This window comes from Streptomyces griseorubiginosus, from assembly GCF_036345115.1.
GTDB lineage: Bacteria > Actinomycetota > Actinomycetes > Streptomycetales > Streptomycetaceae > Streptomyces > Streptomyces griseorubiginosus_C.
This window is the reverse complement of the sequence record NZ_CP107766.1, coordinates 8,254,118-8,267,676: the sequence shown is the minus strand read 5'-3', so window position 1 is coordinate 8,267,676 and position 13,559 is coordinate 8,254,118. Positions and strand designations below refer to the sequence as shown.

Below are 13,559 nucleotides of genomic sequence, written 5' to 3'. Positions count from 1 at the left end.
GGGGCCATCTGCACCTCAATGAACCTGTACGCGACAGGAGTTGGCCGGACCGCCGCCACCCGTTCACTCCTTGCGCGCACCCGCGCGGAAAAGCCCGCCCCAGGTGGGGCGGGCTGTACCGGACTTGCGGTGGGGGATGCTCAGGGCGCCTGGAGGTCGACGAGTTCGGCCAACCGGGCGCGGTGCACGCCCGCCGTGCCGTACGCGATCGAGTCGGACTTGGCCCGCTTCAGATACAGGTGCACGGGGTGCTCCCACGTCATGCCGATCCCGGCGTGGAGTTGGAGCGCCTCCTCGGCGGCGTGCACGGCGACGGACGCCGCGTAGGCCTGGGCCACGGCGACCGCCACGTCGGCGTCCTCGCCGGTGGCGAGCGCGTCGGCCGCGTTGCGGGCGGCGGCACGGAGGTTGACGACCTCCAGCCACAGCTGGGCGAGCCGGTGCTTGAGCGCCTGGAAGCCGCCGACGGGCCGGTTGAACTGCTTGCGCTCCTTGAGGTAGCGCACGGTCTCGGTCAACGTCCATTCGGCCAGGCCGAACTGCTCGGAGGCGAGCAGCCCGGCCCCGGCCCGGAGGGCCCGGTGCACGGCGGCCTCGGCGTCACCGAGCAGGCGGCCCTGCGCTCCGTCGAGCATGACGGTCGCGAGCGGCCGGGTCAGGTCGAAGGAGATCTGCGGGGTGACGGTCGCGGCGGAGGCGTCCACCGCGTACAGCCCGCCGTCGTCCGCGGGCACCAGCAGCACGTCGGCCGCCTGGGCGTCCGCGATCGCCGTCAACTCCCCGTGCAGGGCACCGTTCTCATGGCGTACGACCTTGTAGGCGCCGCCCGGCGCGATGTTCAGGGCGACGGCGAGGGCGCCGATCTTCCGTCCTGTCCCGAGCTCGGCGAGGAGGTCGTCGGCGTCGCAGGCGAGCAGGGCCTCGGTGGCGACGACCGCGCTGGTGAGGTAGGGCACGGGGGCGACCGCGCGACCCAACTCCTCCAGGACGACGGCGACTTCGCGGTGCGTGGCGCCCTGGCCGCCCTTGTCCTCCGGGACCAGCAGCCCGGCGAGGCCCATGCCGTCGGTGAGCGCCTTCCAGGCCGCGAGGTCGTGCGGGGTGTCCGACTCGGTGCGGGCGATGACACCGGGCGCGTCGCAGTGGTCGGCGAGCAGGTCGCGCACGGCGGCCCGGAGGGCCTCTTCCTCCTCGGAGTACAGAAGATCGGTCATCGGGCGAGGTCCTTCCAGGCGACGTCCTTGTCGGTGCGCGGCTCCGCGGGCAGGCCCAGGACGCGCTCGGCGACGATGTTCAGCAGGACCTCGCTGGTCCCGCCCTCGATGCTGTTGCCCTTGGAGCGGAGGTAGCGGTAGCCGGCGTCGCGGCCGGTGAAGTCCACCAGCTCGGGCCGGCGCATGGTCCAGTCGTCGTACAACAGGCCCTCCTCGCCCCGGAGTTCGACCTCCAGGCCGCTGATCTCCTGGTTGAGGCGGGCGAAGGCGAGCTTCATGCCGGCGCCCTCGGGGCCCGGCTGTCCGGCGACGAGCTGCTGGCGCAGGCGCTCGGCGGTGAGGCGGGCGACCTCGGAGTCCACCCAGAGCTTCAGCAGGCGCTGGTGCAGGTCCTGGGTGCGCAGTTCGGGGCGTTCGCGCCAGGTCTTCGAGACCGGGCCGATCATGCCGCCCTCGCGCGGCAGGCGCATGCCGCCGATGGCGACGCGCTCGTTGTTGAGGGTGGTCTGGGCGACCCGCCAGCCGTCGCCGATCGCGCCGAGGCGGCGGGAGTCGGGGATGCGGACGTCGGTGAGGAAGACCTCGTTGAACTCGGCCTCGCCGGTGATCTGCCGGAGCGGGCGCACGTCGACGCCCGGGTCGGTCATGTCGCAGATGAAGTAGGTGATGCCCGCGTGCTTGGGCACGTCCGGGTCGGTGCGGGCGATGAGGATGGCCCAGCGGGAGTTGTGGGCGCCGGAGGTCCACACCTTCTGCCCGTTGACGACCCAGTCGTCGCCCTCGCGTACCGCCCGTGTGCCGAGGGCCGCGAGGTCGGATCCGGCGCCGGGCTCGCTGAAGAGCTGGCACCAGACCTCCTCCCCCACCCACAGGGGCCGCAGATAGCGCTGCTTCTGCTCCTCGGTGCCGTACTTGAGGATGGTCGGCGCGGCCATGCCGAGGCCGATGCCGTTGCGCCGCGGGTCGTTGTCGGGGGCGCCCGCGGCCTCCAGTTCGGCGTCCACGACGGCCTGGAGGGAGCGGGGCGCGTTCAGCCCGCCGAGCCCCTCCGGGTAGTGCACCCAGGCGAGCCCGGCGTCGAAGCGGGCCTTGAGGAAGTCGAACCGGTCCGTGCTCGCGGGCGGGTGAGCGGCCAGCAACTCGGCTGTACGGCGCTGGAGTTCGGCGGCGTCGGTCATGCCTGGTCTCCCGTGGGTACGACGGCGATCCGGCCGGTGGTGACCCCGTCACCGAGGCGCTGCACGGCGTCGGCGGCACCGGCGAGCGGCACGCGCTCGCTGATCAGCGGCTTGATCGCGCCGCGGGCGGCCAGTTCGGTGAGCTGTTCGTGGCAGTGCTGGACCAGCTTGGGGTTCTTGGTGTTGTACAGGCCCCAGTGCAGGCCCAGGATGGCGTAGTTCTTCACCAGGGCGTGGTTGAGGGCGGGGCTCGGAATGGTCCCGCCGGCGAAGCCGACGACCACGATGCGTCCCTCGAAGGCGACGACCTTGGTCGACTGCGTGTAGGCCTCGCCGCCCACGGGGTCGTAGATCACATCCGCGCCCCGGCCCCCGGTGGCCTCCTTCACGGCGGCGACGACGTCCTCGCTCCGCCGGTCCACCACCACGTCACAGCCCAGCTCCCGGGCCACGGCGGCCTTGTCGGCGCCGCCGACGACTCCGATGACGGTGGCCCCGGCCGCCTTCCCGAGCTGTACGGCCGCGCTGCCGACCCCTCCGGCGGCAGCGTGGACGAGCAGGGTCTCCCCGGCCTCCAGGCGGGCCCGGCGGTGCAGACCGAACCAGCCCGTCTGGTAGCCGATGTGCAGGGCCGCGGCCTCGGCGTCGTCCAGCGAGTCCGGCGCGGGCAGCAGCGCGGCGGCGTCCGCGACCGCGTACTCGGCGAAACCGCCGTGCGGCAACGCGGGGTTGGCGATCACGCGCCGTCCGTCCTCGGTCTCGCCGCAGATCTCCACGCCCGGCGTGAAGGGCAGTGGCGGACGGACCTGGTAGTGGCCGCGGCACATCAGGACGTCGGGGAAGTTGATGTTCCCGGCGCGCACCTTCAGCAGGACCTGGCCGTCGCCGGGCACGGGACGGGCCACGTCCTCGAGGCGCATCACCTCGCTCGGCTCGCCGTTCTCGTGCACTTGCCATGCCTGCATGGGGGGCCTCCACAGGACTGCGTCGTCATGCCGGGGTCTGACCGGGGTCCTTCGCATACTAAGCGGTTGCTTGCCGATCAGGGAACAGTCCGCGGGAGAAAGCGGAACCGACCCACCTCACGAGTAACCGCATTGACAGGTGACGCACATCCGTGGGAGGTTCTCGTCACCGGTCAGAACGGTTACTTCTTAGTGAGGAAAGCCATGGCAGTCGTACGGTTCCATCTCGTCTCCACGCTCGGCCCGAAGGACGTGCTGGAGGTGCTGACCGACTTCAGCCCCGCGCGCGCGGAGGTCTGGCCGACCATCGACGCCGAGCACTTCGAGGTGCACGAACTCGGCGACACCTGGGCCGAGGTCACCGAGGGAACCGCCGCCGCCTGGGAGCGGGCCCGCTACGAGTGGGAGCCGAACGGGGACAGGGTCACCGTCACCACGCTCGACTCCAAGCTCTTCGGGGCCGGCGGCGGCTGGGTGTTCCGGATGAGCCCCGAGGGCACCGGCACCCGGGTCGACGTCGAACTGACCCGGCAGCCGCGCACCCTCAAGGGCCGGATGCTGGCCGCCCTGCTGCCCGCGGTGGCCCCCGGTTCCCTGCGCAGGTCGTTCGCGGGGCCGTTGCGGGCCGAGTGACCAGGCGGCCGGGGCCAGCCGGTTCGCCGGTCGCGGGGGGGTGACGATTCTTGCCCCTCCCGGAGGTCACCTGTCAGAATGGTGATGTGAACCTTGACCACGTCTTCGTCTGCGGACATCCGGCCCTCGACTTCGCAGCCACCCTCCGGGCCCGGCGTTCGGCCCGCTTCGAGATGTTCGTGTCACCGGAGCGGCTCAACGCCTGGTACCTGGAGTCCGGCCTGGTGGACGCGATCACTCCCGGCGAGGAGGACGACGTCCGGGCGGCGACGACGGTGCGCGAGGCCGTCTACCAGCTGGTCACCGACCGCCGGCTCGGCGAGGAGTTCGACCGGCAGGCGCTCGCCGTGCTCAACGCCGCGGCACGCAAGGCGCCCGCGACGCCACAGCTCACCCTGGCGGGCCGGCACACCGACGCGACCCCCGAACAGGCCCTCGCGACCGTCGCCCGGCAGGCCGTGGAGCTGCTGAGCGGGCCGGACGTCCCCCTCCTGAAGGAGTGCGGCAACCCGGAGTGCACCCGCGTCTACATCGACCGCTCACGCGGGATGCGACGGCAGTGGTGCGGCATGGAGTCGTGCGGCAACAAGATCAAGGCGGCGGCGTACCGGGCACGCAAGAAGGACACGTCCGCCGCGGCCGCGCACTGACACACCCACGAGGTCGGCCCGCCGCGCTCCCGCGGCGGGAGGGATCCGCCGAAGGGGCCATGACCTTGAAGGTCACGGCCCCCCGACATCGTGTCCGGTCACTCTCTTCGGCCTACAGCCCGAGATCGAGGGCCAGGCACGAGTAGTACTTCCAGCTGCCCGCCGGGTCGTACGAGGCGTTCGCCCCGCCCGCGGGAGCGGCCTCCACCTCTTCCGTCATGTCCTCGAAGCGAATGCGCTCGGGGAGGCTGCCGTAGCGGGCGTGCCGGGCTGCCGAGTCGGCGTCCATGGTGAGGTCCCTGTTCATGACCGTTCTCCCCTACACGAAATGCACCCCGATGGGACGACCATCAGCATGCGCACTCATCGCGTCACCTGTCAAGCCGGTGACGCGGGCGGGATCGCCCCTGCGGGGGTGTCCGCACGCATGCCTCCCCCAGGCGGGGGTACGAACCCTGCCTGACGGGACGTATCCGAAGTGGTCGTAGGTCAAGGAGTGCCGGAAGTGATTCGAAAGCTGCAGGCGGTCGCGCTGGACTGTGCCGATCCGGTACGGCTCGCCGAGTTCTACGCGGAGCTGCTCGGCGGCCGGGTGGTCGCGGACGCCGAGGATCCCGACTGGGTCGAGGTGCACGGGTTCGAGGGGACACCGCTGGCCTGTCAGCGGGTGGACGGCTACCGGCCGCCGCGATGGCCGAGCCAGGACCACCCGCAACAGCTGCACCTGGACTTCGACGTGGACGATCTCGACGGCGAGGAGAAGCGGGCCCTCGCCCTCGGCGCGACCGTGCTGGAACGCACGGACCAGCTCCGCCCGGAGGCCAACTGGCGGGTCTACGCGGACCCGGCCGGCCACCCGTTCTGCCTCTGCTTCCACTGAGCCCGCGCCGCCCCTATTCGGTTGCCGCAGGCCGGCCCGGTCCTATAAGAATCTCGCATGCTCAAGGGCGGCAAAGTCGGGCTCAGGGCCCGTCACGAGGACGACATCCCGGTTCTGCGAACCGAGCTCTTCGACGACGTGGTCAACGCGTCGCGCGCGGAGGGCGGGCCGTGGCGGCCGATCACGCCCGGCTCGAAGGACCCGCGGCTCGTGGTGGACGACAAGGAGCAGGGGCACGTTCCGTTCTCCGTGGTGGAGCTGGAGGGCGGGACCCTCGTCGGCACCGCGACGCTGTGGGGCATCGACACCCACAACCGGACCGCGCACATCGGCCTCGGACTGCTGCCGTCCTGCCGCGGCAAGGGCTACGGCACCGACGTGGTCGCCGTCCTGTGCCACTACGGCTTCGTCGTGCGCGGTCTGCACCGGCTCCAGATCGAGACCCTGGCGGACAACGCCGCGATGCTGCGGTCCGCCGAGCGCAACGGATTCGTCCGCGAGGGCGTGCTGCGCTCCTCGGCCTGGGTGATGGGCGAGTTCCTGGACGAGGTCCTGCTCGGCCTCCTCGCCCGCGACTGGAAGCCCGCCCCGCTCACACCGTGATCGTCTTGTACTCGGTGTAGGTCCCCAGCCCCACCGCTCCGTACTCCCGGCCGACACCGCTCGCCTTGAACCCGCCGAACGGCCCGTCGAAGGCGACCGACGCCCCGTTGACCGTGACGGTGCCGGTGCGGATGCGGCGGGCCACCGCGAGGGCGTGCTCCTCGTCGGCGGACCAGACGCCACCGGAGAGGCCGTACTCCGAGTCGTTGGCGATACGGACGGCGTCGTCCTCGTCGTCGTAGGCGATGACGACCAGCACCGGACCGAAGATCTCCTCCTGTGCGATCCGCATGGAGTTGTCGACGTCGGCGAAGACGGTGGGCGTGACGTAGTTGCCCTTCTCCAGGCCCTCGGGAATGTGTGGGCCGCCGGTGACCAGGCGGGCGCCCTCGTCGATGCCGAGCCGGATGTAGGCCCGCACCCGCTCCTGCTGGTCGGGGCGGATCATCGGCCCGATGAAGGTGTCGGGGTCCCCCGGGTCCCCCACCCGCAGCGACTCCACCAGCTCCTTCAGCGCGCTCACGACCTCCTCGTACCGGCTGCGCGGGGCCAGGACCCGGGTCTGGGCGATGCACGACTCGCCGTTGTTGAGCAGGGAGGCGAACCTCAGTCCCGCGACCGCCTTGTCGATGTCGGCGTCGGGGAGGATCACCGCGGCGGACTTGCCGCCCAGCTCCAGGCTGACCCGCTTCAGCTGCTCACCGGCGATCGCGGCGATCCGGCGGCCGGCCCGCGTCGAGCCGGTGAAGGCGATCTTGTCGACGTCCCGGTGCGAGATCAGGTACTCGCTGGTCTCCCGGTCCGCGGGCAGCACGCTGACCACGCCCTCGGGCAGGCCCGTCCGCTCCAGCAGTTCGGCCAGGAAACCCATGCTCAGCGAGTTCTCGGGCGAGACCTTGAGGACCACGGAGTTGCCGGCGAGCAGGGCCGGGATGATCTTCGAAGTGGCCGAGGAGAACGGGGAGTTCCACGGGATCACCGCGGCCACCACGCCGACCGCCTCGCGCCGCACCACGCTGCGCACCGGGGACGCGGGGTCGGAGGGCACGAGCGTCTCCTCCCAGCCGAACTCCTCCGCCGCCTTCAGGTAGGCGTTCGCCTGCTTCGTCAGTCCAGGCTGCCCGGCGCGGGTGAACCACCCCGCCGAGCCGTTCTCCAGCGAGATCAGATGGGCGATGTGCTCCGCGTGCTCCTCGCGCAGTGCGTTGAACCGCCGCAGGGCCTCGATCCGCTCCGCGGGCGGGGTCAGTCGCCACACACCCTCGTCGAACGACCGGCGCGCCGCGGCCACCGCGCGGTCCACGTCGTCCGGCCGCGCCTGCACGGCACGGCCGATCACCGACCGGTCGTGCGGCGAGGGGATGTCCAGGGGGTCCGGGTCGCTCGGTTCGGCCCAGGAGCCGCCGATGAAGAGCCGGTCGTAGGTGAACATGCGCATCCTTCCGAAGTTAACTGTCACATCAATGTAGCACTTATCGAGAACGTTCTAGCGTCACCGGTTTGACAGGTGACGCACGCGATGCCAAGGTCATCACAGCGAGAGCCACGGGGATCTCGCGCGACGGAGGTTCAGATGATCAACAGGCGTACCTTCAGCAAGGCCGTCGGCCTGGGCACGGGGGCGGCAGCCGCCTCATTGACAGGCCTTCAGGCCGGCGCGTCCGCGGCCGCACCCGCCCCGGGCGTGGCCACCGCCGACCCCGGCACGCACGCGGACTTCGGCAGGCTCAAGCGCATCAAGGCGGGCGTCCTCGACGTCGCCTACGCGGAGGCGGGTCCCGCCCACGGCCCGGTCGTCATCTGCCTGCACGGCTGGCCGTACGACATCCACAGCTTCGTCGACGTGGCCCCGCTCCTCGCCGACCTGGGGTACCGCGTCATCGTTCCCCACCTGCGCGGACACGGCGGCACCCGGTTCCTGTCCCGCAACACCCCGCGCACCGCCGAGCAGTCCGCCGTCGCGCTCGACATCGTCGCCCTGATGGACGCCCTGAAGATCGACAAGGCCGTGCTCGCCGGTTTCGACTGGGGCTCCCGCACCGCCGACATCATCGCCGCGCTGTGGCCCGAGCGCGTCAAGGCCCTTGTCTCGACCGGGGGTTACCTGATCACGAACCGCAAGGCGCAGCTGGCGCCCGCCGCCCCGGCCGTCGAGCACAACTGGTGGTACCAGTGGTACTTCGCGACCGAGCGCGGCAAGCAGGCCATGGAGGACGTCGACCAGCGCATCGCCCTGTGCCGTTACGTCTGGACGCTCGTCTCCCCCACCTGGGCCTTCGATGACGCCACGTTCCAGCGCACCGCCGAGGCCTTCAAGAACCCCGACTACGCGGCCGTCGTCCTGTTCAACTACCGCTGGCGCATCGGCCTGGTCGAGGGGGAACGCCGGTACGACCGCTACGAGCGGCTGCTCGCCGCGCAGCCCCCCGTCGGTGTCCCCACGATCACGCTGGACCCGGCCCTCGATCCCTTCACCGCTCCCGGCGACGGCTCCGCCTACCGCGACCACTTCACGGGCCCGTACGAGCACCGCGCGATCGCGGACATCGGCCACAACCTCCCGCAGGAGGCGCCCGCGGTCTTCGCCCAGGCGGTGGCCGACGCGGACCGCCTGGCATAACACCCCACATCACCCTTCAAAGCAGTGACGGGCATCGAACGGCCCGTGGTTCGACTACCCGAGAGGAGTTTTCCGTGGTGAGCATCAGAGGTGGACGCAAGCGCGTGGTGACCGGTGTGGTCTCGGCGCTCACGGCAGGGCTCGCGCTGGGCGCGTTCACCCTGAGCGGCACCGCCGAGGGCACGGCGGGGACCGGCGAGGCGGGCCCGCGCCCCCGGCCGACCGTCGTCCTGGAGCACGGCGCCTTCGCCGACGGCTCCAGCTGGAACGGCGTGATCGCCGCACTGCGCGCCGACGGCTACCCGGTCGTCGCCGCCGCCAACCCCCTGCGCGGCCCCGCCTCCGACGCCGCCGCCCTGCGGACCGTCCTGGACCACGTGAAGGGTCCCGAGATCCTGGTCGGTCACTCCTACGGCGGCAACGTCATCAGCGCGGCGGCCACCGGCGACGCCCAGGTCAAGGCGCTGGTCTACGTCGCCGCGTTCCTCCCCGCGCCCGGGGAGAGCGCCCTGGAGCTGACCGGCAGGTACCCCGGCTCCACGCTCCCGGGCGCCCTGGACCCCGTCACCTACAGCCAGGCCGACGGCACCACCGCCACCGACCTGTACATCCAGCAGGACAAGTTCCGCCACCAGTTCGCCGCCGACGTCCCGGCCGACCGGGCCGCGCTGATGGCCGCCGCACAGCGCCCCGTCGCACAGTCGGCCCTGGAGGAGAAGGCCACCTCCGCCGCCTGGCGGACCATCCCGTCCTGGGACATCGTCACCACCCGTGACCTCAACATCCCCGTGGCGGTGCAGCGTTACATGGCCGAGCGCGCACACGCCCGCACGACCGAGGTCGCCGCCTCCCACTCGGTCGCCGTGTCCCACCCGCGTCTCGTGGCCGACGTCATCGAGCGGGCCGCCCGCTCGACGGTCCACTGACCCCGCCGAAGCGCCTCACCGGCATGGCACTACCAGGGAGAGCTGCCACACCCGCACCCTAGACTGGGCCCGGTGAGAGCCGACGCAGCGCGCAATCTGGAAGCCCTCCTGACCACCGGGGCCCGCATGCTCGCCGCCGACCCGGGCACGAGCATCGCCGGTATCGCGGCGGAGGCGGGCGTGGACCGGCGTACCGTCTACCGGCGTTTCGCCTCCCGCGAGGACCTGCTCGCCGCCATCTACGAAGCCCGTCTGACGGCGATCGAGAAGGCCATCGAGGACGCGCGGCTGCGTGAGGCGCCGGTGGCCGTCGCCCTGCACCGCTACGTCGAGAACATCATCGCCGTCAACCGCACCTGGCCCGTCGACCTCGCCCGCATGCTCGCCGACGAGTCGGTCCACGCCCGCCGCGACGCCTGCATCGCCGAGGTCGACGCCTTCCTGGACCGCGCCACCGCCGAGGGCCTCCTGCGCCCGGACGTCCCCGGCGGCTGGACCGGCGCTCTCCTGCCCCAGCTCATGCACCTGGTGTCACGTCAACTGCCCCGGCTGAGCCCCGCGCAGGCCGCGGACGTCGTCGTCGACACCCTGCTGAACGGCCTCGGCCGCTCCTGAGGCGGCCACGGCGGTACGGGAGCGGTGCGGGTGGGCGGGGTAGACGCCGAGGATCCGCACCTCGGTGGAGAAAAAGCCCAGTTCGTGCAGGGCGAGGGCGACGTGCCGCTCGTCCGGGTGGCCCTCGATCTCGACGTAGAAGCGGCTGGCGTCGAGCCCCGCGCCGACCTGGTAGCTCTCGATCTTCGTGAGGTTCACCCCGCTGGTGGCGAACCCGCCTAGCGCCTTGAACAGCGCGCTGGGGATGTTGCGCACGGAGAAGAACAGGCTCGTCATCGTCGGCCGCCCGGTGTCCGGGGCCACGACGGCGTCCCGGGACAGGACGACGAACCGGGTGGTGTTGTCGGGGTCGTCCTCGACCCCGGCGCGCAGCACGTCGAGGCCGTACCGCTCGGCCGCCGCGGGCGGGGCGAGCGCCGCGTGCCGCGGGTCGCCGAGCTCGGCCACCTCGCGCGCCGCGCCGGCGGTGTCGTCGCTGACGAGGGTGCGCCAGCCGCCCTCCCGCAGCACCTTGCGGCACTGCCCGAGGGCGTGGACGTGACTGCGTACGCACTCCACCTGGTCCGCGGTCGCCCCGGGCACGCCCATCAGGTCGAAGCGGATGGCGAGGAAGTGCTCGGCGACGATGAACAGCCCCGACTCGGGCAGCAGATGGTGCACGTCGGCCACGCGTCCGGCCGCGGAGTTGTCGACCGGGATGACGGCCACGTCGGCGGTGCCGAGGGTCACCGCGTCCAGGGCCTGCTCGAAGCTCGTGCAGGGCTGCTCGGCGCACCGGGGGTACAGGGTGTGCGCGGCGGTCGCCGAGTTGGATCCGGGTTCACCTTGGTACGCGACGGTCGTCACTGTGCTCGGTCTCTTGTCGTGGGGCGGCGGAAGTTCCGTAACGTATCAGGGTTCCGTCCGCTCAGATCCAGGTGTCCAGCCACATCCGGGAGTGCCAGTCGGCGTACGGGATCGTCTGCCCGGTGTAGAGCGGGAAGAAGTAGATGAAGTTCCAGGCGATGAGCAGGACGAGGGTGCCCGCGGCGACCGCGCCCAGGGTGCGCCGCCTGAGGTCGGAGCCGGACGGGCCCAGGATCGCGCCGACCGTCATCGCCACCGCCAGGCACAGGAACGGCACGAAGACGACGGCGTAGAAGGAGAAGATCGTGCGGTCCTGGTACAGGAACCAGGGCAGGTAGCCGGCGCCCACCCCGCACAGGATCGCCCCGGCCCGCCAGTCGCGGCGCAGCGCCCATCGGAAGAGCAGGTACGCGAGGGCGCCGACGGCCGACCACCACAGCAGCGGGGTGCCGAGGGCGAGGACCGTCTGGGAGCAGTCGACCGCCGTACGGCAGCCCTCCTGGCCCGGTTTCGGCGACTGGTAGTCGAACAGCACCGGGCGGCCCTGGACCAGCCAGCTCCAGGGGTTCGAGTCGTACTTGTGCGGGGTGTGCAGGCCCACGTTGAAGTCGTACACGCCCTGTTCGTAGTGCCACAGGCTGCGCAGCGGGGCGGGGATCCAGGACCAGGTGCCGCCGCGGCCGTCGGCCCAGTGGCGTCCGTAGCCGTCGTCGGACAGGAACCAGCCGGTCCAGGTCGCCAGATAGGTCAGCACGGCGACCGGCACCAGGGAGAGCAGGGACCAGCCGAGGTCCTTGTTCAGCACGGCCAGGTACGGGCGGCGGGAGCCGGTCACGCGGCGGGAGCCGACGTCCCACAGCACGGTCAGGACCGCGAAGAAGACCAGGACGTACAGGCCGTTCCACTTGGTGGAGGCGGCCAGGCCCAGGAAGACGCCCGCGCCGAGCCGCCAGGGGCGCAGCCCCGTTCCGGCGTGGTCGCCGGTGTGCTCGTCCGGGCGCGCGCGGCCGTCCGCGCCGACCGGCAGGGCGGCCGCGAGGCGGGCCCGTGCGTGGTCCCGGTCGACCAGCAGACAGCCGAACGCCGCCAGGACGAAGAACATGACGACGAGGTCCAGCAGGGCGGTCCGGCTCATCACCACGTGCAGCCCGTCCACCGCGAGGAGCGCGCCGGCCAGGCAGCCCAGCAGGGTCGAACGGAACAGCCGGCGCCCGATGCGGCACAGCATGAGCACCGACAGGGTGCCGAGGGCCGCCGTCATGAAGCGCCAGCCGAAGGGGGTGAGGCCGAACATCCACTCGCCGAGGGCGATGACCCACTTGCCGGTCGGCGGGTGCGCGACGAAGACTCCCGTGTCGGAGAGCGAGACGACCTGGGGGTGGGCGAGGAGCTGCGGGTCGGCGATCTTGCGGTCCGGCCAGGTGCCTTCGTAGCCCAGCCGGAGCAGGGACCAGGCGTCCTTGGCGTAGTACGTCTCGTCGAAGATCACCGCCCGGGGCCGGCCGAGGTGCCAGAAGCGGATCACCCCGGCCACGGCGGTGACGAGCACCGGCCCCAGCCAGTCCCACAGCGAAGGCTTCGGGAAGCGCGGGACGAGGCGTTCACGGACCCCGGTCACCGGGCGGACCGTGTACCCGTGCCGTCGAAGCCGGTCCTGCCAGTTCACGGGCTGCGCCGGCGTGCGGGTGCCCTCGGCGAGGGAGGAACTGGTCGTGTGGCTGCTCGTCACCGGACACCCTGCCGTGCGGCGGGGTGCGGTCGCCGCGATATCTCGTCCATCCGGTGAACTTACCCGGGCCGTCGGCCAGTTGTCCCGCGGGGCCGTCGCTCACGCCTTCCGGGGCCGCGCGCGGACGTGCATCCGCTCGCCCTGCGGTCCGAAGAGGCTGAGGAACTCCGCGGGTCCCTCTCCCGTCGAGCCGAACCAGTGCGGCACCCGGGTGTCGAACTCCGCCGCCTCCCCCGCCGTCATCACCACGTCGTGCTCCCCGAGCACCACCCTCAGCCGCCCCGCGAGCACATACAGCCACTCGTAGCCCTCGTGGGTGCGCGGCTCCGGCTCCTCCTCCCGGCGCGGCACCAGCACCTTGAAGGCCTGGAGGCCGCCCGGCTGCCGGGTGAGCGGCCAGAAGGTGCGCCCGTGCCGTTCGAGTGGCGCGGACCGCACCCGGGGATCGCCGACCTGCGGGGCGCCGACCAGTTCGTCGAGCGGCACCTGATGGGCCTGCGCGATGGGCAGCAGCAGTTCCAGGCTGGGCTTGCGCAGGCCGGACTCCAGGCGGGACAGGGTGCTCACGGAGATCCCCGTCGACCGGGACAGTGCCGCGAGGGTCACCTCCCGGTCCTTCCTCAGCCGCCGCAGCCGGGGCCCGACCTCCGCGAGAACGTCATCGGTAGTCATGGGTCGTATTGCAGAATCGGCAAAGACA

Annotated in this window: 15 protein-coding genes; 7 read left to right on the top strand and 8 right to left on the bottom strand. The window is 71.7% G+C overall.

From position 1 onward, the window contains the following. Positions 1-140 precede the first annotated feature (140 nt). From OHN19_RS37415 to OHN19_RS37405, 3 genes are read right to left on the bottom strand one after another with little or no spacing between them, the layout of a single operon-like run. The gene (locus tag OHN19_RS37415; RefSeq protein ID WP_330268431.1) at positions 141-1,214 is read right to left on the bottom strand and encodes an acyl-CoA dehydrogenase family protein; all 1,074 of its coding nucleotides are present in this window, start codon (positions 1,212-1,214) and stop codon (positions 141-143) included. Next, complete coding sequence (locus tag OHN19_RS37410; protein ID WP_330268430.1) at positions 1,211-2,392, bottom strand: acyl-CoA dehydrogenase family protein; 1,182 nt, start codon at positions 2,390-2,392, stop codon at positions 1,211-1,213. Before OHN19_RS37410 ends, OHN19_RS37415 begins: the two co-directional genes overlap by 4 nt. Continuing rightward, positions 2,389-3,357 carry an NADPH:quinone oxidoreductase family protein gene (locus tag OHN19_RS37405; RefSeq protein WP_330268429.1) on the bottom strand — a complete coding sequence of 323 codons (969 nt, stop codon included), beginning with the start codon at positions 3,355-3,357 and terminating at the stop codon, positions 2,389-2,391. The genes OHN19_RS37410 and OHN19_RS37405 overlap by 4 nt, the downstream gene beginning before the upstream one ends. A gap of 204 nt (positions 3,358-3,561) precedes the next feature. Between OHN19_RS37405 and OHN19_RS37400 the strand changes: the two genes are divergently transcribed. Both OHN19_RS37400 and OHN19_RS37395 read left to right on the top strand, forming a co-directional pair. After that, positions 3,562-3,990 carry a hypothetical protein gene (locus OHN19_RS37400; protein WP_330268428.1) on the top strand — a complete coding sequence of 143 codons (429 nt, stop codon included), beginning with the start codon at positions 3,562-3,564 and terminating at the stop codon, positions 3,988-3,990. Positions 3,991-4,076: 86 nt separating this feature from the next. Continuing rightward, positions 4,077-4,640, top strand: a complete 564-nt coding sequence (locus OHN19_RS37395) for a CGNR zinc finger domain-containing protein (RefSeq protein WP_330268427.1) — start codon at positions 4,077-4,079, stop codon at positions 4,638-4,640. Between the two features lie 112 nt (positions 4,641-4,752). Here OHN19_RS37395 and OHN19_RS37390 read toward each other — a convergent pair whose 3' ends face one another. Continuing rightward, positions 4,753-4,947, bottom strand: coding sequence for a hypothetical protein (locus OHN19_RS37390; protein ID WP_330268426.1), 195 nt, complete (start codon positions 4,945-4,947; stop codon positions 4,753-4,755). 198 nt (positions 4,948-5,145) lie between these two features. On the opposite strand from OHN19_RS37390, the gene OHN19_RS37385 reads away from it, so the two are divergent. Together OHN19_RS37385 and OHN19_RS37380 are read left to right on the top strand one after the other, a co-directional pair. Next, a complete protein-coding gene (locus OHN19_RS37385; protein WP_330268425.1) occupies positions 5,146-5,520 on the top strand; it encodes a VOC family protein in 375 nt (124 codons plus the stop codon). 57 nt (positions 5,521-5,577) lie between these two features. After that, positions 5,578-6,123, top strand: coding sequence for a GNAT family protein (locus OHN19_RS37380; RefSeq protein ID WP_330268424.1), 546 nt, complete (start codon positions 5,578-5,580; stop codon positions 6,121-6,123). On the opposite strand, the gene OHN19_RS37375 is transcribed toward OHN19_RS37380, so the two are convergent. Then, complete coding sequence (locus OHN19_RS37375; protein WP_330269794.1) at positions 6,113-7,555, bottom strand: aldehyde dehydrogenase; 1,443 nt, start codon at positions 7,553-7,555, stop codon at positions 6,113-6,115. The two genes, OHN19_RS37380 and OHN19_RS37375, sit on opposite strands and share 11 nt — an antisense overlap. A 141-nt stretch (positions 7,556-7,696) precedes the next feature. On the opposite strand from OHN19_RS37375, the gene OHN19_RS37370 reads away from it, so the two are divergent. From OHN19_RS37370 to OHN19_RS37360, 3 genes are all read left to right on the top strand, one after another. Further along, positions 7,697-8,743: an alpha/beta hydrolase gene (locus OHN19_RS37370; protein WP_330268423.1), complete on the top strand. Its 1,047-nt coding sequence runs from the start codon at positions 7,697-7,699 to the stop codon at positions 8,741-8,743. A 74-nt stretch (positions 8,744-8,817) separates the two neighbouring features. Next, complete coding sequence (locus tag OHN19_RS37365) at positions 8,818-9,669, top strand: alpha/beta hydrolase (RefSeq protein WP_330268422.1); 852 nt, start codon at positions 8,818-8,820, stop codon at positions 9,667-9,669. Positions 9,670-9,795: 126 nt separating this feature from the next. Then, entirely contained in the window at positions 9,796-10,284 is a 489-nt protein-coding gene (locus OHN19_RS37360) for a TetR/AcrR family transcriptional regulator (protein WP_330269793.1), read from the top strand. On the opposite strand, the gene OHN19_RS37355 is transcribed toward OHN19_RS37360, so the two are convergent. The 3 genes from OHN19_RS37355 to OHN19_RS37345 form a co-directional block, all read right to left on the bottom strand. Beyond that, a complete protein-coding gene (locus OHN19_RS37355) occupies positions 10,201-11,130 on the bottom strand; it encodes a prephenate dehydratase (RefSeq protein WP_330268421.1) in 930 nt (309 codons plus the stop codon). The two genes, OHN19_RS37360 and OHN19_RS37355, sit on opposite strands and share 84 nt — an antisense overlap. A gap of 61 nt (positions 11,131-11,191) precedes the next feature. Beyond that, on the bottom strand, positions 11,192-12,859 hold the full coding sequence (locus OHN19_RS37350) for a dolichyl-phosphate-mannose--protein mannosyltransferase (protein WP_330268420.1): 1,668 nt from the start codon (positions 12,857-12,859) through the stop codon (positions 11,192-11,194). Positions 12,860-12,958: 99 nt separating this feature from the next. Continuing rightward, complete coding sequence (locus tag OHN19_RS37345; protein ID WP_330268419.1) at positions 12,959-13,531, bottom strand: XRE family transcriptional regulator; 573 nt, start codon at positions 13,529-13,531, stop codon at positions 12,959-12,961. Positions 13,532-13,559: the final 28 nt, after the last annotated feature.

What these genes read in the sequence shown, in the direction of transcription:
- OHN19_RS37415 (WP_330268431.1), bottom strand. Translation starts at nt 1,214, where the DNA reads ATGACCGATCTTCTGTACTCCGAGGAGGAAGAGGCCCTCCGGGCCGCC.
- OHN19_RS37410 (WP_330268430.1), bottom strand. Translation starts at nt 2,392, where the DNA reads ATGACCGACGCCGCCGAACTCCAGCGCCGTACAGCCGAGTTGCTGGCC.
- OHN19_RS37405 (WP_330268429.1), bottom strand. Translation starts at nt 3,357, where the DNA reads ATGCAGGCATGGCAAGTGCACGAGAACGGCGAGCCGAGCGAGGTGATG.
- OHN19_RS37400 (WP_330268428.1), top strand. Translation starts at nt 3,562, where the DNA reads ATGGCAGTCGTACGGTTCCATCTCGTCTCCACGCTCGGCCCGAAGGAC.
- OHN19_RS37390 (WP_330268426.1), bottom strand. Translation starts at nt 4,947, where the DNA reads ATGAACAGGGACCTCACCATGGACGCCGACTCGGCAGCCCGGCACGCC.
- OHN19_RS37380 (WP_330268424.1), top strand. Translation starts at nt 5,578, where the DNA reads ATGCTCAAGGGCGGCAAAGTCGGGCTCAGGGCCCGTCACGAGGACGAC.
- OHN19_RS37375 (WP_330269794.1), bottom strand. Translation starts at nt 7,555, where the DNA reads ATGTTCACCTACGACCGGCTCTTCATCGGCGGCTCCTGGGCCGAACCG.
- OHN19_RS37370 (WP_330268423.1), top strand. Translation starts at nt 7,697, where the DNA reads ATGATCAACAGGCGTACCTTCAGCAAGGCCGTCGGCCTGGGCACGGGG.
- OHN19_RS37360 (WP_330269793.1), top strand. Translation starts at nt 9,796, where the DNA reads ATGCTCGCCGCCGACCCGGGCACGAGCATCGCCGGTATCGCGGCGGAG.
- OHN19_RS37345 (WP_330268419.1), bottom strand. Translation starts at nt 13,531, where the DNA reads ATGACTACCGATGACGTTCTCGCGGAGGTCGGGCCCCGGCTGCGGCGG.